At 69.3% G+C, this 17,830-nt stretch carries 17 protein-coding genes; 6 read left to right on the top strand and 11 right to left on the bottom strand.

Annotated elements, in window-relative coordinates:
- Positions 1-2 precede the first annotated feature (2 nt).
- The 9 genes from I6A60_RS17090 to I6A60_RS17050 form a co-directional block, all read right to left on the bottom strand.
- Positions 3-1,034 carry a Gfo/Idh/MocA family protein gene (locus I6A60_RS17090; protein ID WP_203042354.1) on the bottom strand — a complete coding sequence of 344 codons (1,032 nt, stop codon included), beginning with the start codon at positions 1,032-1,034 and terminating at the stop codon, positions 3-5.
- 52 nt (positions 1,035-1,086) lie between these two features.
- Entirely contained in the window at positions 1,087-2,205 is a 1,119-nt protein-coding gene (locus tag I6A60_RS17085) for a CaiB/BaiF CoA-transferase family protein (protein WP_203023860.1), read from the bottom strand.
- Between the two features lie 131 nt (positions 2,206-2,336).
- Complete coding sequence (locus I6A60_RS17080; RefSeq protein WP_203023859.1) at positions 2,337-3,197, bottom strand: TIGR03620 family F420-dependent LLM class oxidoreductase; 861 nt, start codon at positions 3,195-3,197, stop codon at positions 2,337-2,339.
- Positions 3,198-3,346: 149 nt separating this feature from the next.
- Positions 3,347-4,561, bottom strand: a complete 1,215-nt coding sequence (locus I6A60_RS17075) for an ABC transporter substrate-binding protein (RefSeq protein WP_203023858.1) — start codon at positions 4,559-4,561, stop codon at positions 3,347-3,349.
- A gap of 293 nt (positions 4,562-4,854) precedes the next feature.
- The gene (locus I6A60_RS41755) at positions 4,855-5,706 is read right to left on the bottom strand and encodes a nuclear transport factor 2 family protein (protein WP_238435615.1); all 852 of its coding nucleotides are present in this window, start codon (positions 5,704-5,706) and stop codon (positions 4,855-4,857) included.
- Positions 5,707-5,771: 65 nt separating this feature from the next.
- On the bottom strand, positions 5,772-6,740 hold the full coding sequence (locus I6A60_RS17065) for an SDR family NAD(P)-dependent oxidoreductase (protein ID WP_203023857.1): 969 nt from the start codon (positions 6,738-6,740) through the stop codon (positions 5,772-5,774).
- Positions 6,741-6,820: 80 nt separating this feature from the next.
- On the bottom strand, positions 6,821-8,590 hold the full coding sequence (locus I6A60_RS17060) for a nuclear transport factor 2 family protein (protein ID WP_203023856.1): 1,770 nt from the start codon (positions 8,588-8,590) through the stop codon (positions 6,821-6,823).
- 19 nt (positions 8,591-8,609) lie between these two features.
- On the bottom strand, positions 8,610-9,119 hold the full coding sequence (locus tag I6A60_RS17055; protein ID WP_203023855.1) for a VOC family protein: 510 nt from the start codon (positions 9,117-9,119) through the stop codon (positions 8,610-8,612).
- A gap of 115 nt (positions 9,120-9,234) precedes the next feature.
- The gene (locus I6A60_RS17050; protein WP_203023854.1) at positions 9,235-10,296 is read right to left on the bottom strand and encodes a Gfo/Idh/MocA family protein; all 1,062 of its coding nucleotides are present in this window, start codon (positions 10,294-10,296) and stop codon (positions 9,235-9,237) included.
- 214 nt (positions 10,297-10,510) lie between these two features.
- On the opposite strand from I6A60_RS17050, the gene I6A60_RS17045 reads away from it, so the two are divergent.
- Together I6A60_RS17045 and I6A60_RS17040 are read left to right on the top strand one after the other, a co-directional pair.
- The gene (locus tag I6A60_RS17045) at positions 10,511-11,098 is read left to right on the top strand and encodes a TetR/AcrR family transcriptional regulator (RefSeq protein ID WP_203023853.1); all 588 of its coding nucleotides are present in this window, start codon (positions 10,511-10,513) and stop codon (positions 11,096-11,098) included.
- A gap of 132 nt (positions 11,099-11,230) precedes the next feature.
- Complete coding sequence (locus I6A60_RS17040; RefSeq protein ID WP_203023852.1) at positions 11,231-12,187, top strand: alpha/beta hydrolase; 957 nt, start codon at positions 11,231-11,233, stop codon at positions 12,185-12,187.
- 440 nt (positions 12,188-12,627) lie between these two features.
- Here I6A60_RS17040 and I6A60_RS17035 read toward each other — a convergent pair whose 3' ends face one another.
- Positions 12,628-14,082, bottom strand: a complete 1,455-nt coding sequence (locus I6A60_RS17035) for a glycoside hydrolase family 43 protein (RefSeq protein ID WP_203023851.1) — start codon at positions 14,080-14,082, stop codon at positions 12,628-12,630.
- Between the two features lie 346 nt (positions 14,083-14,428).
- Here I6A60_RS17035 and I6A60_RS17030 point away from each other — a divergent pair, with 346 nt between their 5' ends.
- Genes I6A60_RS17030 through I6A60_RS17015 form a run of 4 tightly spaced genes read left to right on the top strand, consistent with a single transcriptional unit; the run spans position 14,429 to position 16,454 of the window.
- Entirely contained in the window at positions 14,429-14,749 is a 321-nt protein-coding gene (locus I6A60_RS17030; protein ID WP_203023850.1) for a thioredoxin family protein, read from the top strand.
- A gap of 53 nt (positions 14,750-14,802) precedes the next feature.
- Positions 14,803-15,039 (top strand): helix-turn-helix domain-containing protein, encoded by a 237-nt coding sequence (locus I6A60_RS17025; RefSeq protein ID WP_203023849.1) that lies wholly within the window; start codon positions 14,803-14,805, stop codon positions 15,037-15,039.
- Positions 15,036-15,641: a Clp protease N-terminal domain-containing protein gene (locus tag I6A60_RS17020; protein ID WP_307873732.1), complete on the top strand. Its 606-nt coding sequence runs from the start codon at positions 15,036-15,038 to the stop codon at positions 15,639-15,641. The genes I6A60_RS17025 and I6A60_RS17020 overlap by 4 nt, the downstream gene beginning before the upstream one ends.
- Positions 15,642-15,701: 60 nt before the next feature.
- On the top strand, positions 15,702-16,454 hold the full coding sequence (locus I6A60_RS17015) for an ankyrin repeat domain-containing protein (protein WP_203023847.1): 753 nt from the start codon (positions 15,702-15,704) through the stop codon (positions 16,452-16,454).
- 464 nt (positions 16,455-16,918) lie between these two features.
- Here the strand turns inward: I6A60_RS17015 and I6A60_RS43585 are convergent, their stop codons facing one another.
- Positions 16,919-17,605 (bottom strand): group II intron maturase-specific domain-containing protein, encoded by a 687-nt coding sequence (locus I6A60_RS43585; RefSeq protein WP_203018261.1) that lies wholly within the window; start codon positions 17,603-17,605, stop codon positions 16,919-16,921.
- Positions 17,606-17,830 lie beyond the last annotated feature (225 nt).

The raw sequence follows: 17,830 nt of genomic DNA, 5'->3' as shown, positions 1-17,830 counted from the left end.
CGTCAGTGCGCTGCCGCGGCGCCTCGGCCCGTCGCCGCCTGTAGGGACGCGAACACGTCGTCGATCATTCGGAAGACGCCGATGGTGTCGTCAGCGGAGTGCAGTGGGTGCTCGAGGAGGCCGTCGTCGATGGCCCCGATCACAGCTCGGAGCATGGGGACATACCCGTTGCCCTCGAGTTCGAAATGTTCCCTGGCCGGGTCGGATATGATCTTTTCCCAGCCGTCCGCGTGGATTTCCAGGTCAGCGCTGTTCCAGAAGGGACTGTTGATCGTGATCCAGCCGCGGGTCCCGCTCACGGTCGCGGTCAGCTCCATGAACTCCACCATGGAACTGGAACATTGGGCGTAGGTGCCGTTCGTGAAAGCGACTGTCATGTGCTCGGTCGTGTCCAGGCCGTTGTCGAGCAGGGTCCCCGCCGCCGCGACACTGCTGTGTGCGCCCAGGGCGCAGTAGGCGAACGTCAACGGGTAGATCCCCTGGTCGAGGAGAGCTCCGCCGCTGCGCTGGGGGTCCCACTTGCTGGCGAACTCCTTCGGGAACGGCATCCCATAGCTCGCCCGAGCGGCAGTCACCTCTCCGATGCGGCCCCCGCGTATCTCCTGGAGCAGGTGTTGGAAGGCCGGGTTGAATTTCATCCACATGCCCTCCATGAGAAACACGTGGTGCTCGCGCGCGGTGTCGAACAGGGCCGCGGCGTCGCGCGCGTTCGTTGCCATCGGCTTTTCGACCAGCACGTGCTTGCCGGCGGTCAAAGCCCGTCGGGTCAGCTCGACGTGGGTGCTGATGGGTGCGGCGAGATAGATGACGTCGATGAGCGGGTCATTGATGACAGCTTCGAAGTCCGACGTCGAGGCCGCGATGCCGTGTTCAGCCGCGAACTCTTGTGCTTTGAGCCCGTCCCGGCTGTAGACAAGGGTGATCTCCGCGCCTTCGCACCGCTGCAGGTCCGGCACCACCGTGTGCGAGATCTGCCCGGTTCCGACGATCGCCCATGTCTGTGTCGTCATCGAGACGTCCGTTCCTTTGGTCATCGGGTCGATGAAAGTAGCGAGGGTGGGGCTCGCGCTACGTGGGGATCGCGGTCTACTCGGGGATCGCGGCTTTACTCATGCCCCAGTGCGAGAGCACGGTGCGTGGGTCCTCCGCATCGGCGGCCGGCGCGTCCGGGAGTTCGAGTGGGCTGCGGGTGAACCGGGGTGCGGGCGCGGGCTGCCAGACGCCGGCGCGCTCGACGAGCGTCCCGCGGGCGGCGAGCTGAGGATTCGCGGGCGCCTCGGCCCAGGTGAGAACAGGTGCCACGCAGGCGTCGGTGCCGGCGAACGCCGCCGTCCATTCGTCTCGGGTGCGTTCGGCAAACCGCGCGCTCAGGGCCGCACGTACCTCGGCCAGGCCGTCGGGGTCGTTCGGTGCGGGCAGGGCGGCGGCGTCGATCCCGAGGACCCGCAACAACTCCGCGTAGAACTGCGGTTCCAGCGCGCCGACCGCCATCCAGCGGTCGTCCGCCGTGGCGTAGACGTCGTAGTTCGGCTGACCTGTGTCGAGGCGATTGCCGCCGCGCTTCTCGTTCCAGAGACCACGCGCGAGCTGACCGAGAACGTAGGTCGTCAGATGGGCCGTCCCGTCGACGATCGCCGCGTCGATGACGTCTCCTTGCCCGGAGGTCTGGCGTTCGAGAAGCGCGGCCAGCACGCCGATGACAAGGAAGAGTGACCCGCCGGCGAAGTCACCGAGCAGGTTGATCGGCGGCTGCGGCGGGCCGCCCGCACGGCCGATCCCGTGGAGCGCGCCGGTGACGGCGATGTAGGTGATGTCGTGTCCCGCCGCCTGCGCCCACGGGCCGTCCTGGCCCCAGCCGGTCATCCGCGCGTAGACGAGCCGCGGGTTTCGCCGCCTGCAGACGTCCGGGCCGACGCCGAGGCGCTCGGCTACTCCTGGCCGGTAGGGCTCGATGAGGACGTCGGCGCGCTCGCACAGCGCGAGGAACGCCTCGCGGTCGGCCGCCTTCTTGAGGTCGAGGACGGTTCGCCTGCGGCCACGGAGAATCACGGGCTCGGCGACGTCACGGGCCTGACCGGGGCGCTCGACGCGGAGGACCTCCGCACCGAGGTCCGCCAGCACCATCGCCGCGTAGGGGCCGGGACCAATGCCCGCCAGTTCGAGAACGCGGATGCCGTGCAACGGGCCGCTGGTCGAATCGGCCATGAGGCTGTCCCTTCACCATGAGAACGAGACTCCGAAGGTCCGCACAGGACGTCAAAGCGGGTGTCGCGCTCGCGGACGCGTGTTACCGGCTTCGGATGGTTGACAGCACCCGGGGCGGAATAGTGCCGGTGCTACGGATTGAGCGCGGCAGCGAGCCGGCGCCACTGCTCCCGCGGAAACGCCCGGGGGTCGGCCGTAAGGACCTGCACCGCGACGTGATCGGCGCCGGCCGCGTGATGCTCTTCGACCCGACGCCGGATCGCGTCCTCGTCGCCCCAGGCGATCAGGGCGTCAAAGATGCGGTCGCTCACCGACGCCACCTCCTCGGGGGCGAACCCCAACCGGACCAGGTTCCCGGCGTAGTTGGGACGCGCGAGATAGCCGCGGAGCCAGTCCGTTCCGATTGCCCGCGCCTCATCAGCGCCGCCGCAGAGGATCACCGTCTGCTCGGGCAGGACGAGTGGACCCGCGCCGAGAAGCTCGCGAGCACGCCGGGTGTGCTCCGGCGTGACCAGGTAGGGATGGGTGCCGCGAGCGCGCTCGCCCGCGAGTTGGAGCATCTTCGGCCCCAACGCGGCAAGAACCCGGCCGGTCGGCGGGACTGGCCGCTCGGCCGTGTCCAGCGCGTCGAGAAAGCCTTTCATCGCTGTCAGCGGCGTCTGGCGGTTGGGCTCGGCGAGGTCGGCCGCCGGGCCGTGACCGACTCCGATACCCACCAGGAACCGATCACCGTGGGCGGCGGACAGCGCCGCGTGGGCGGCCGCCGTCTCCGCGGGAGTGTGCAGCCACAGGTTCATCACCCCGGTGCCGACGACGATTCGGCGGGTCGCGGCCAACAGGTGTCCGACCGAGTCGAAGACGGGCCCTCCACCGTCGGGAACCCACACCGCGGCGAAACCCAGGTCTTCGAGCTCGGCGGCGGCCTCAGCGGCCTCAGCCTGGTCGCCGTAGCGCAGATGCACGCTCCAGACGCCCACACCGGGCAGATCCATCACGCCTCCCTCCCGCACGAGACCCGTCGACGGTTCGGACCGCCGGTCCGGATCGAGTCCGGCGCTAACCGTACCAGCGGTCCGCTACCGGTCGGCGGGCAGTTCTCACCCGGCTGTCGCCCGCACGGGTCCTCCCGGGTTCCGGCTGCTCAGCCGGTGCTGCCGTCGGCGCAGACCCGCTCGCGGACGACCTGAAACGCGGAGCCGTCCGGTGCTACTTGGACGAAGGCGTTGCAGTTCAGCGGCTTGCCCGAGTAGTCGCGGAGGTCGATGGGAGTGATGAGCCCGTCCGCGTCGTAGGAGGAGACGCCGCGCAGGGCCTTGATGAACCCTTCGCGGGTCGGGCAGGGCCCGGCCAGGTCGAGCCCGCGCAGGAACAGGTCGGTGTCGATGTAGGTGAACATCGCGAACTGCTGATCGGTGGCGCCGGCCTCTGGCGCGTAGCGCGCCATCGCGGCCTGGTAGCGCTCCATCGCGGGGCCGCCCGCCTCGAACGGGCGGAAGTACGAGGGCATGGACACCCCGGCGAGCGTGCGGCCCTCCGAGGCCAGCAGGCTGCGGTCATAGCCCGTCAGCACGACACTGACCGCGAGGTGTGCGCCCGCGGCGCGGGTGGCCTGCACGACCTGGGCGAAGTCATCCGGCGCGGTGATGCCGAGCAGCGCGTCGGCACCGAAACTCATGATCTTGCTGACCGCGTGAGCGGGGGTACCGAGCGCGGGCGTGAAGGAAACCGCCTCGACCGCACTGATTCCCGCGGCCTGCAAGCCCCGCTCATACGCCAGAGTGTTCTCGGAGGTCACCTCGGAGGCGTCCCCGGTGACGATGGCGACCCTGGTGGCATGGGACGTCCGGAGGTACTGGCCGACGACCACCTGCGAAGTCCCGTAGATGGACGAGAACATGTTCTGGCGCCCAGCCCAGGCGGGCTCGATGGCGATTCCGGCGACGGGCACGTTCTGCCTGGTCAGGCCGTCCATGGCGTCCCCGAGCGAGGCGCTGGCCGTCACCAGGCCGAAGACCTTCTGCTGCTGGACCAGATCCTCGGCCGCGAGCGCCGTTACCGTGGCCTGCCCCTCGTCGTCGCGCCATTCATAGGTGATCTTTCGTCCGTGCACACCGCCCTGCTCGTTCGCGAGGCCGATTCTCGCGTCGAGACCGGCCCGGGCCGCGGACAGCGTAGAGCCGGAGGAGCCCGAGTCTGGATAGACAAAACCCAGCTTCACCTGGCTGGGCGTGACGCCGGGCGCGTCGCACGCCCCATTCGCCGCGCTGACGCCGCCTGGCGAGGCGCAGCTCGTCGCGACGGCGAGGAGGAGCGCGGCCGCTGAACCTAATAAAATGCGTGGTGTACGCAGGAGCATGTCTTTCCCTCAACTATGGAAAGGGGCCCCAGCAGTACGCCCAGCCCCGATCAGGCGTGGCCGACCCACCCGGAGGACGGCCTCGTTGGAAAGCCGCGACGGCATGGCGGCTCATACGCACTCCGGCCCGCTACGGGTGCCGGGTACGTGCTGGTCGCGCACGCTACCAAGGGAAACTAGAGCGCGCAAACCCGATGCCGCCAAAAGCCACAGAAAATCCGGAGCGTTCAGCGGCTTCATACCACAGGTGATCGCCCGCTCGTCGGTACCGAGGTAACTCGCGCTCACTCGGCCTATCCCTTGGTGGGGGCCAGTGGGTGCCATTCGCCGGGCCAGTGCTCGGTGCCTGCCACGCGTAGTTGACGTTCGGCCAGCCGCCAGCCGTCCACGGTCCGCACCGCGACGTCGTGGTAGTAGCCCCAGACCCGAGGCGTGGCGCCCTGTGGCGCCTGGTGCCAGGCGTAGACCGAGGTGAGAACGACGGCGCGGTCGTTGCCGTCGAAGGTCACGAGGACGTTCGCGTTGTGATGGCTGGTGGCGAGAAAGCCCCGCGGGTCGGTGCTGTCGCCGAACATCGCCCGCAGCGCCGGTCGGCCGTGCCGCGCCGGGCCGACGGCCGGTCCGTAGTCGACGACGCAGTCCTCGGTGAACAGGTCCGCGAGCTGGTCGTGGAGCCGGTGGTCGACGAGGTAGGAGTAGCGATGAACCAGGTCGACGATCTCGTCCTTGTCCAGGAGGCGGCGTAGCGCCCGCTCGGAGTCGCCCGCGAGCGTGGCTCCGCCGGCGGGGAGGTTCGAGACGCGGTCCTCGACGAACACCAGCCGGCTCCTGTAACGGTCGAACAGCGACTCCTCGTCCGCGACGATGGCCGCGACGCGTTCGGGCTGGCGGCGAAGGCCGTCCTCGACGGCGGTGAACGCGGCCAGGTCGTCGTACCAGAGCTCGGTGATGACGTCGTACTCGGGCTCGGCCACCTCGTCTCCGAACAGGAGGTGTCCGCCGGGGTGCAGGTAGTGCCGCTCATAGCGCCGTAGCGTGGTGGCGTTCCGCTCCGCGGCCGGGACGTGGCCACTCTCGTAGCGGTCGATGAACTCCGCCAGCGAAAGCCCCGGTCTGCGCTTCAGCAGCAGCATCACTTTCAACATCGCCCTGTTCTTCCCCTCGAATTTTCGGCCGGGCGTGACCCCCGCAACGGTGCACGCGGCGCGGGTCAGGTCGTGGTGAGGCCGGCTCCTACCTCGCGCAGCTTGCTGTTGCGCCATTCGAGGAGCCCGGTGGCGGGATGGAAGATCTCGTAGGCCGCCGGGTCGAGGACGGTGTCCAGGTGGTCGCGCAGCGATTCGGCCGTCAGGTCGAGGTCGCAGAATCCCTGGGTGGTCGCGAGGAACTGGAAGGACGTGTGCCCCCCACAGGTGTCGAGGATCTCGCCGGACAGCGGGCACTGTTCGTGCGCGAGAAACGCGACGACGGGCGCGACGATGTCCGGGCGAAGATAGCGGCGCCACCAGTTCTCGCCTTCACTGCGAACGACGTCCGGCCGGTTCTCGTCGGTCGGGGCGAAGAAGCCCTCCATCATCCGGGTGTAGGCCGCGACGCCGAGTGCGTTCGACCGGATGCCGTGCTCGGCTCCTTCGATCGAGAGCACCCGCGACAGCCCCACCAGACCGGTCTTCGCCGCGCCGTAGTGGGCAAGGTTGGGTGTTCCGCCCAGTGCCGCCTGCGAGGTGATGAAGACCAGCCGGCCGTAGCCGGCCGCCTGCATGTGCGGCCATACCGCCTTGGCCATGAGGAAGCCGCCGTCGAGGTGGACCGAGAGGAGCCGGCGGTACTGCTCATACGTCAGCTCGGCGAACGGCGCGTAGGTGACCGTCCCGGCATTGTGGACGAGCACGTCGATCCGGCCGAAGGCGTCGAGCGCGGTCCGCGCGATCGCCGCCGCCCCCTCCTCGGTGGTGACACTGTCGCTGCTCGCGACCGCCTCCCCGCCGGCTGCCCGGATCTCCGCCACGACCTCCTCGGCGACGGCCGACGACGATCCCGACCCGTCGAGCGCGGCGCCGAGGTCGTTGACGACGACCCTGGCGCCGCGGCCGGCGAGCTCCAGACAGTGCGCCCGCCCCATCCCCCGCCCGCCGCCGGTCACGATGGCCACCCGTCCGTCGAACCGCATCGCTTCCATGTGTCTCCCTCGTGAGGGCCTGTGGGCGGGCTGGGCAGAGGCCGGGGTCGACGACCCGGGCGCCTCCGGGGACCGAGCGGTCACCACTGCCGGTCCAGGCCCCAGCGAAATCCTTCGGCGTGGCGGCTCGTGTAGTCAGGATCGGCGTAGATGTAGTTCCGCGCGATCAGGCCGTCGCGAATCTCGAAGACGCTGCAGAACCGGCCGCCGGGCGTCACGGCACCCTGCCATTTCGAGCCTTCCGAGTCGTGCCCGTACGTTGTGCCTTCCACGACGACCCGCGATCCGTTCTCAAGGAACGTCATCGTCTCCTGGTCGTGCAGGACGTAGACCGAGTCCCGCAGGCCGGCGGCGAACGCGATGAACTCCGCCTTGCCATGGCCGACACCGTGCTTGGGGAAGAAGAACTCGACGTCCTCGGTGAACAGGTCGAGCACGTCTGCACTTCGGGCGTCGCCGCGGCGGAAGTACTCCTTCACGACCGCCACGTTCGGAGAATCAGCCGTCTCCGGTGCGCCTGCCGCTGGGAAACGGGCTTTCAGCCAGCGGACGATCAGGTTTCCGGCCTCGACGATGGGAGCTTCCCGTGGCTCGGTCCGCGCGAGTCCATAGTGATTGGCGTCGACGTGGCCGAGTTCCCTGTCCTCGGCGCCCGCCCGGTCGAAGATGCTCCGCGCCTCGTGCGGCAGGATTCCGGCGTCCGCGTCGAAGCTGATGACGAGCGTGGGCTCGGTGACGTTCGTGATGTTCGCGAGGACCGAGGCCCGGGTCGCCTGGCCGGACCACGTCGACAGCCAGCCTTCGGGCGTCATGACCGACGCGAAGCCGCCGAGCTTGTAGTTCGCGGTGTGCGGGTCGGGACCCAGCAGTGTGCTGATCGTCCGGTGGGACCGATCGATCGACAGGTCCGTGTAGCTCGGGTTCGCCGCCACGCGCGCGATCGTGAGATAGCGCGATGTGGTGGCCAGGCGGGTGATGTGCAGCTGCTCGTCGAGCGGCCGGTCACGGAAGTCCCACCTGGCCATCAGCTCGCGGTAGCGGCGGCGGCGGGCGATGTCCTGCCGGGCTACGGCGTCCAGTCGCGTAACGCGGGCCCGCTGCGCGGCCCGGTACCGCTCGACGAACTCCGGCGAGTAGCTGCTGACCTCGGGTGGCCTGCGGTAGCCGTTGGCCGGGTTGTACATGTCCAGCGTCGGATCGCACGACAACGGGTCGTTCTCGTCGATGACGGAAGGGTCGAGGTTGTCGAGCGCGAAGGCTCCTTCACCGATGTGGGCGGCCAGCAGAATCAGGCCGTCGGCCGGCGGGAGGTCGATCGTGTTGAGGTCATAGGGATCACCGGCCGGTGTCGCGGTGAGGCGGCCTGGAGGTTTGGTGGTGGCCTGGGCCTGGTAGAAGGTCGAGAGGCTGCCACCACCGCTGTTCCCACAGAGCAGTACCTTCTCGAACCCCTGCCGGCGCAGGTAGCCGATCTGGGCTGCCAGGTCGGCGAGAAGGTACTCGTGGACGCAGTCGATGTCGTTGCCGAGATTGCGCCCCTGGCCGCCGAAGGCCGCGTACCCCGCCGCCACCAGCGACGGGATCAGGTAGTGGCAGCTGAAGTCGGCGCGAGGGTGATTGAAAACGACGACCGTGGTCTCGGGTCCCCGGCGGTAGAGAATTCCGCGCGAGTGGGCGCCGTCGGCGGCCTGTAACCGCACGATCGTCTCGTTCGTGCCTTCAGGTAGGACGAGATCCGTCGAACCCCACCAGGTCGACGGCTGAATGCCGGGCGCGGTCTCGTCGTCACGGCGGGCGAACCCGTGCAGGAACGTGCTCCTGCCCGCGAACGTCGGTGGGGTCTGACTCAATGCGGGCTCCTTCGTGGCCTTACCGGCGACGTAAGTCGTTGTTCGGCGTGCGGTCGCCGCTCAGCCACCGCGACAGGGTCACGCGGGCCGTCTCGGCCTGCCACGCGCCGAGGGCGGCCGCGTCGTCGGGATCCCTGGTGAACTCCAGCACCAGGCCATCCGGATCGTGCACGTAGAGGGATTGGCAGTACCCGTGGTCGATCTCGAACGGAGCGAACCCCGCGGCCGTCAGCCGCTCTCGCATCCGCTCCTGCTCGTCCCCGCTCACCGCGACGGCGGGATGGAAGAAACCGGTCTGCGTCCGCGCCTTGTAGGCCTCGTAGACGTCCTCGTCCGCGAAGGCGAAGAACGCGAGCGCGCAGCCGTCACCCAGGCCGAAGAACGTGTGACAGAACTCGATCGTCCGGCCGGGGAACTCCGAGAACTCGCCGGCCTCCGCCCAGACGGCCATCAGCGGCAGCCCGACGACGTCCTCATAGAAACGACGGGTCGCGTCCTGGTCCTTGACGACGTAAGCGATGTGGTGCATGCGCCGCAGGCGCGTTCGAGTGTTCTCCAGATCGCCCGAAGGCCTAGTCGTCGTCACCCACGACCTCCCAGTCCATTCGCCGACCGCCATCGCGGCCGCGTCGCCATGTCGCCGCTCACCTGCCAGCGGCCGCCCGTGGGTGGGGGACCCCGAGGTCGGCGTCGAGGTAGCGCAGCGCGAGGTGGGCGCGGGCGGCGTCGAGGGTGCGCATCACCGAGACGGACTCCGCGAGCGGCATGACGTCGCTGTCCAGCTGCCCGGCCCGCAGCCGGTCGTGCACATGGCGGATCTGGTGGTGCAGGCCGCCGCCGGGCCCGCTGCCGCCCAGATGCCCGGAGTCCGCGTTGTCGCTGGCCGCCGGCAGGTGCAGCCGTTGGGTGCCGGACCGGCCCCGCAGCACCAGCTCGTCCGGGCAGTGCATGAACGCGGGCAGCTCGATGCTTCCGTCGGAACCGAAGATCCTGGCGGTGCAGCCGAGGCTGACCCGCAGCGACGCGCGAGCGATCGCCACCGCGCCCTGCCGGTAGTTCATGAGGACGGCGACATGCTCGTCGACTCCGGCGGAGCCCCGCTCGCCGAGCGCGCTTACCCGGTCGGGTTCGCCGAGCAGCATGCTGGCCAGCGAGACCGGGTAGACGCCCAGGTCGAGAAGGGCGCCGTCGCCCTCGGCCGGATCGAACAGGCGGTGGCCCGCCAACGAGGGAAACCGCAGGCCGAAATCACCGTCGACCCCGAGAACGGTGCCGATCGAGCCGGCGGCTACCAGCTCCCGCAGCCGCACGTAGGCCGGCAGGAAACGGCTCCACATCGCCTCCATCAGGAACCGGCCCTGCTCGCGAGCCGTCGCCACCATCTCGCCGGCCTGGGCGGCGTCCACGGCGAACGGCTTCTCGCACAGCACCCCGCGCCCGGCGTTCAGGAACAGCACTGTGTGACGGTGGTGGTGGGACGAGGGCGTGGCCACGTAGACGAGGTCGACGCCGTCGTCCGCCGCGAGCTCCTCGTAGGAGCCGTACCTCCGTCGCCGCGGCACGCCGAACCGGGCGCCGAGGTCCTCCACCGCCACCGGATCGCGGGACCCGACGGCCACCAGCTCAGCGTCGGGCACCCGGCCGAGGGCCACGGCGAACCCATGAGCGACCTCGCCGGCGCCGGCGATGGCCCACCGGAGCGACATCGCAGATCCTCCCGGTGGACGCAGGTGCACTGTCGGAAACCGTCGTCGACGGCGGCTGGCGGCACGGGTCACGGCTGCGGCCGCCGACCTGGCGCCGGCGCCAGCGACAATCAGAGTCCGAACCCGCAATCTCGGACCGCCGGTCCGCTTAGTGGATACGATACGGACCGGCGGTCCGACTGGCAACCGTCGCCACCGAAGAGGAGCTGCGCTGATGACTGCCGGCCGGGAACGAGCCGACGCCGCGCGCAACCGGGAGGCCATCCTGACCGCGGCGGCCGACCTGTTCGACCGCACGGACGCCGGCACGGTGTCGATGAACGACATCGCCGAGGCCGCCGGCGTCGGCAAGGGCACCCTCTTCCGCAGGTTCAGCGACCGCGGCGCGCTGATCGAGGCAGTGCTCGCCCGCCGGGCCACCGCACTGCTCCGCAGCGAGAAGGACCCGACACCGGCGAACGACCCCACCGAACCCGGTCCGGCGCTGCTGGCCTATCTCGACGACCTGCTCGACTTTGTCTGGGCGAACCGCTCGCTCATCCGGGCGCTCGACCACAGCGGCCCGAACGGCTACTACACCAGCCCCGCGAGCCGGCACTGGACCGCCGAGCTCACCCGACGCGTCGCCGCCGCGCGCCCGGGCGTGGACGCCGACTACTTCGGCCACATCCTCTACACCGCCGTACGCGCCGACGCCGTCGACTACCTGCACACCGCCCGCGGTATGCCGCTGGACCGGATCCGCGCCGGCCTGCACGCGCTCGCCCTCCCGGCCCACGCCGAACAGCCAGCCAGGATCTGACCCCCACCGGCCGAACGTGCGTGGCCAGGTGGGCGGGAGGTCGCCCTGCGCGTCGCCTGCCGGCCTCTACGGCCGTCACTTGCGCGCGCTAGTTCTCGCTGTTAGCGTGAGCGGCTCATCGTGGGAGGCAGCGTGACCTCAGAGACTGACGGCGAGCGGAGCCTGACGCCCTTCGCCGGTTGGGTCCGGTTCCTGGAGACGACGAGCCCCGAGCTGATCGCCGAGCGCCTGCCGCCGGTGCCGGATACCGCGGCCCTCACGGCGCACTATCCGGAGCTGGGCCGGGTCGAGGTCACCGAGGTGGTCATCGACGGCCCCGGAGGGATGCCGGCCCGGCTGTACCGGGAACCGGGTCCCACGACGGGCTCGGCGCTGGTCTGGGTACATGGCGGCGCCTTCGTCACCGGCGACCTGGACATGCCGGAGGCGAACTGGGTCGGCCTGACCCTCGCGTCGCGGGGCGTCCCGGTGCTTTCGGTCGAGTACCGCAAATGCCTGCGCGGCGTTCACTTCCCGGCTCCGTCCGACGACCTCCTCGCCGCGTGGCTGTGGGCGGTCGAGAACGCCGGGGATCTGGGCGCCGAACCAGCGGGACTGCATCTGGGTGGGGCCAGCGCGGGCGGGAACCTGGCCGCCGGGGTGACCAAGCGGCTTCGGGACGGCGCCGGGCCCCTGTCCGCCTCACTGCTGCTCGCGTACAGCGTGCTGCACGCGCACCTGCCCGCGGCGAGCGCGGATCTCAGCGCCAAGACAGCCGCGCTGGCAGATCTCTTCCTCACCCCGGACATGAGCGAGGAGATCGATCTGAACTACGTCGGCGCCGCCGAGCGACTGACGGATCCCTACGCCTTCCCCGCCAACGGCGACGTCGCCGGCCAGCCGCCGGTGTACGTGCTGAACTCGGACGCGGACTTCCTGCGCGCCTCGGGAGAGGCCTACGCGGCGCAGCTGGCCACGGCGAGCGTCCCGGTGCGGGTCGAGTTCGAGCCCGGCTCCCGCCACGGCCATCTGAACGAGCCGTTCACGCCGGCCGGCGAACGCAGCCTGGACCGGCTCACCGCCTGGCTCACCTCTCCCCTGGCGATCTAAGCTCCTGCCGCTCCAAGTCCCGAACCTGATCACAGTTTTGGCCCTGACGTGGTCGCACGAAGGCCCGATTCACGACCAGTAGGACCCTGCTGGCCATCCGGAGCCTGGCTGCGCGTCGCCTTGATCGCCGTTTTGGCCCTCGGATGGTCGTGACAGGCGCATTCTTACGACCACCCCAGGGCCCAAACGGCGATCATGACCGGTGCGGGGGCCCACGATCCAGGGTCCCGACACCGCGCGTCGCCTTCACGATCACCGGGAGGCCTGGATCAGACTTCCGTCATACCTCCTGGTCGACCACGGACGAGACTCGCCACCATCACGTAGGCCTCACCTAGACTCCGGGCCCAAATTAGCCAGCAGGGTTCACCAGAGGGCGAAAACGGCGATCACTCCCCCGATGCCGACCTTCGCGATCGGCACCGGTCAAGCCGCGGGCCTCAGACCAGGGCTTGGTAGGCGAAGCGGGTGAGGGTGGCGTCGGCGGCCAGGGCTTCGACGCCGATGACACGGCCGGTGAAGCCGCCGGCGACCTCGGTGGAGAGGTAGCGGCCGTCGACCGTGGCGAGCAGGCAGAACTCGCCGTCGCGCAGGTATCCCAGCTCGAGCTGGTCGGGGCCGGCGCGGAACGTGGCGGCGTCGGCGTGCGCTACCGCTCGGATGGCGAGTGCGTCGCCGGTCCCGATCCCGGTGACGGTTGCGAGGATCTGGTTGAGCGGACCGACGACCATCCGGGCAGCGAGGCCATCCGCGCGCCTCTCCACGGCGACCCAGTGCGCGTCGTCGATCCGGACGGTCAGGCAGGCATCGCCGTCGGAGAGGTCGGCGGTGGCCAACCAATGGGGGTCGCGGGCACGCACGGCCAGCAGGCGATCGGCCGCGTCGGACGTCCTGCCCGCGGCCATGACGAGCCCGCCGCCGGGGCGGTGGCGGGTGAACGTCCGGGGATCGGTCCCAGGCGAGATCCAGCGAGGGTGCAGCGTCGGCGCGCGGAACTCGTCGGTGAACGCGTTGTCCCGGACCGGCACCGCGAACCGGTCCTCCACGACGACCGGCCAGCCGTCGGCCCAGTCGAGGCCGGTCAGGAAGGACTCCCGGCCGTTGACGTGCCACAGGGGGAAGGTGCCCCGCGGGCGTACGCCGAGGTGCACCATCGCCCACTCGCCGCTGGAAAGCTCGACCAGGTCGGCGTGGCCGGTGCTCTGGACCGGGTGCTCGGTGCCGCCGCGGGTGAGGATCGGATTGGCGGGGTTACCGGTGAACGGACCGGTGATGGCACGCGAGCGCGCGATCGACACGGCGTGCCCCCGGTCGGTGCCGCCCTCGGCGATAACGAGGTACCACCAGCCGTCCCGCCGGAACAGGTGCGGTCCCTCGGGGTGGGCGAGGCCCGTTCCGCTCCAGACTGCGCGCGGCTCGGAGAGCAGCTTCCCGCTGTCGGGGTCGACGGCCGCCTGCGTGATCTGCCCGGGGAAACACCACGTCAGATAGCAGGTGCCGTCCTCGTCCCAGGCCAGATCGGGGTCGATCCCGACCGCGCCGCCGGTGTAGACCGGGTCGGTCCAGTCGCCGGCCGGGTCGTCCGCCTGGACGATCAGGTGGCCCCGGCGGACGTCGGCGAAGTTCGTCGTCGTCAGCCAGAACCGCCCGTCGTGGTGGCGCAGGGTCGGCGCGAAGATCCCTGTGCTCGCCGACGCGAGGCCCGGGGCCACGTGCAGCTGGCTGGGGCGGTCGAGCACGTTGCCGATCTGCTCCCAGCTGACGAGGTCGGTGCTGTGGAAGATCGGCACTCCGGGGAAGTACTCGAAGCTCGACGTCACGAGGAAGTAGTCGCCGTCGACCCGGCAGATCGAGGGATCGGGGTAGAAGCCGGGCAGGATCGGGTTGACGTTCACGACTTCCCCCCAGGGCGCATGTCGCCATACTAGCGCGCGCTACCGCGCTGGTGGCGCGCCATCAGGGACAGTCACCCGCTTTTAGTGCCACTTCCGGCAAGGTTCGCCCGTTTCGGCATTCCATGATCGCCGTTTCGGCCCTCCGGTGGTCGCTGCCGGGTCCTACTCATTGGCGTTGGGACATATATGGCGTGCGTCACACGGCTTGCTCCTCGTCCGGGACCCTTAGCGCTGCTACCTGCGCAAGCGGAACGCCGAAGCAACCTGTGGGGTGCGCTCCTACGCTGGGTGTGGCGGGACGTAGGTGGTGGCTGGTCGCCGGTCGGGGTCTGAGGGGACGGGTCTCGTGCGATTGACGATCTTGCACGTGTCGGGTTGTCCCGGTGCACGGACGTTGCGCGATCGGCTTGGGGGTCTGATCGGCGCCGGTGATGTGCTGACGGTGCGGGTGGTCGATCGTGAGGACGTGGCGCGCGAGGTGGGCATGGCCGGTTCGCCGACGCTGCTGGTTGATGGTGTAGATCCGTTTGCCGGGCCTGGCTGTTCGGTGGGTCTGTCGTGTCGGCTGTATCGCGACGCGTCCGGCCACCTGGCGGGCTCGCCGTCGGTGGCGCAGCTTCGCGAGGTGCTTGGCCGGGCCGCTGCGACGGGCCACTCCGACCGATAGATCATCTGTCAACATGGGTTGACAGATGTGGGTGGTGGGCTGACCCTTCTGGCATGACGGATGTGACGCGGCTGGCCGCTGTCGCTGCGGCGGCTGATGATCCTGGGACGGGTCTGGCGGCGGTCGCGGCGCTGCGGGGCCTGATGGACCAGTTGGAGGCGATGCACGTGGCCGCTGCCCGGGAGCTGGACTGGAGTTGGGAACAGATCGCGCGGGCGCTGGGGGTGACCCGTCAGGCGGTGCACCGCAAGTACGTGACACGGGCGCTGCCGGGTGGGAAGCGGTCATGAGGCGGCGCCGGGATGGCAGGGGTGGGCCGGTCGGGCGGCCGGCGGGTGTCGTGGTCGACGCTGCTCGCGCGCAGGCGATGGCGGATCGGCATAGCTACGTCGGCGTGGAACATCTGCTGATCGCGTTGACGGGAGACTGGGCCGGGCCGGTGTCGGAGCTGCTCGCCCGGTTCGGCGTGACCGAGGTGCGGGCGCGGGACGCGGTGCGGCGGGTGGTCGAGGATGGGCGGGGCGATGGGCCGCGCTGGGATGACGCGACGCTGCTCGCGTCACTCGGTATCGACCTGGACGACGTCCGCCGCACGGTCGCGGATCGGTTCGGCGCTGACGCGGTCGAGCGGCTTTACGCCACCAAAGCGGGATGGAACCTTCGGCGGACAGGACCGCTGTGTGGGCCTGGGCTAAGTCCGCAGTTCAAACAGACCCTCGCCCAGGTCGTAGGCCCGTGCTGGGACAGCACCCCGTCGCACTTCCACGAACGGCTAATACTGTCCGCGCTGGACGTGTCCAGTGGCGGCCTGGCGGCGGCACTCGACGGGTTGGAGGTGCCGGTCGCGGCGCTTCGCGTCGCCCTCGACGGGCAGGTCAGGCTAGCTGGCTGACGTCCACGACGCCATGCTGATAGTCAGCCAACGGGGCCGGCGGCCGAGACAGGGAGTGTCGTGGAGTTCCTGAGTACCGAAGACCCGACGGCGGTCGCCGCGGTGGCCGCGATCCACGCCGGGGACGTCGCCGGGCTGGCCGCGCTCCTGCGGGAGCATCCGACGCTGGTTGAGGTGGCGCTGGGTGAGCCGGGGATGTCGCGGTCGCTGGTGCATGTGGCGACGGACTGGCCGGGGCACTATCCCAACGGGGCCGATACGGTGCGGGCTCTCGTGGCGGCGGGCGCGGACGTCAACGCCAGGTTCACGGGGCCGCACACAGAGACCCCGCTGCACTGGGCGGCCAGTAGCGATGACGTCGCCGTACTGGACGCGCTGCTCGACGCGGGCGCGGACATCGAATCCGACGGCGCCGCAATCGGCGGGGGTACGCCGTTGGATGACGCGGTGGCGTTCGGTCAGTGGAACGTGGCCCGGCGGCTGGTCGAACGCGGCGCAAAGGCCAGAATCTGGCACGATGCCGCGCTGGGCGCGGTCGACCGGCTGGCCGCGTTCTTCGACGGACCGGTCCCGCCGAGTGCCGACGATGTCACGCACGCGCTGTGGAGTGCGTGTCATGGCGGTCAGCAGGAGACAGCCGCGTATCTGTTGGACCGTGGCGGCGATATCAACTGGATCGGTTACGACGACCTGACGCCACTGGGCGCGGCGGAACGCGAGGGAGCGCACGACCTGGCGACGTGGCTACGCGGCAGAGGTGCGCGCAACACCAGCGAACTACCAGCCGCACAAGACCTCGACTCGCAGCAGTAGCGATCGTCTCGCCGGTCGCTCGGCTCGCGCATCGGGATCTCGTGGGCCTGGTGGGCGTTGCGCTCGGGGGTTCGGTGCTCGGGTAGTGCGCGTATCGAGATGGAGCGGCGGTCTGAGACTGTCGGATAGTCGCCGGGCTTTTTCGTGAGCGGGCCGTATTCCCATTCGATGATCGTTAAGATTGATATCGGGATATGGCCCTAAGTTTGATGTTGTCCACGGCGATTCCAGGGGACTTTACGGCGATTTCCGTGGATCTTCTCGGGCATTGACCCATGCCGGGGTTCCGCGAATGGACTGACTTTCCCGTCGGCCTGGTTTAGAATGGTGGCAGATCGATAATTGAATAGGCGGCCCGGGACGGTGGTGGAACACCAATCCCGGGCCTGTCGGGTAGCCGGGGGCATCTCAGCCCCCGGCTCCCACAGATCCCCGCATGACAGTCTCCCGTCACGGGGCTCTTCTCATCCGGCCATCCAGGCGTTTCGTTCCCACGCCCAGTGCGCGAACAGTCCACGGTCACGTTCTACGACCATCTTCCACCACACCCTGGCGCGTTTGTATCCCCGCAGCCGCTTGTATTTCTTCTGGGCCCATTTCATCAGGTAGGCGTTGATGCGCCTGAGCAGGCGGTTCATCTCGCGCCGGTTGAACCGGCCCCAGTAGTTCATCCAACCCCGCACGATCGGGTTCATCATGTGCGCGAGGTCGTCCAGGGTCGAACCGGTGCGCTGGTGGATCCGCCAGGAGCGGATCTCGGCGCTCTTGGCCTTCAGCGCGTCTTCGCTAATCGCGGGGTCGAACGAGGTGAAGATCCGCCCCGTCCTGGTGTTCCGCTGTCTGCGGGGACGGAAGGTGTACCCGAGGAACGTGAACGCGGTGTACTCATGCGTTCCGCGCCTGTTGCTGTCCTTGCAGTACACCACTCTAGTCTTGGCCGGATGCAGACGCAGTCCGACCTCCTCCAGCCTTCGGCCGATCGCCACGCACACCTGCTCGGCCTGGCGCCGAGTCACGCAGTGCGCCACCGCGTCGTCCACATAGCGCTCGTAGGGCACACCGGGGAACTCCCGGGCCAGCCATAAATCGAGCGCGTAGTGCAGGAAAACGTTGGCGAGCACCGGTGACACCGCGGAGCCCTGTGGGGCAATACCGCTAATTTAAGCGGCTCGGATGATGTTGATAACTGGCGGGTTCGGGTATGTTGTGCAGGTGTCCGTCCGTCGCTTGGCACGGTAGGCATGGACGTGTATGCGTTTCACGGCTCGGGGGTTTCGGCGGTGTCGTCGCGGTTCGTTCGGCCGGTCACGTATCTCTTGGATCGTCTCGATGAGTGCCTCGGCCAGGTGTTGAGGGGGAAAAACCCGCCTGCCGGG

Origin of the sequence: Frankia sp. AgB1.9, assembly GCF_016786355.1 — a bacterium.
Taxonomy (GTDB): domain Bacteria; phylum Actinomycetota; class Actinomycetes; order Frankiales; family Frankiaceae; genus Pseudofrankia.
This window is presented reverse-complemented; position numbering and strand designations above follow the sequence as displayed.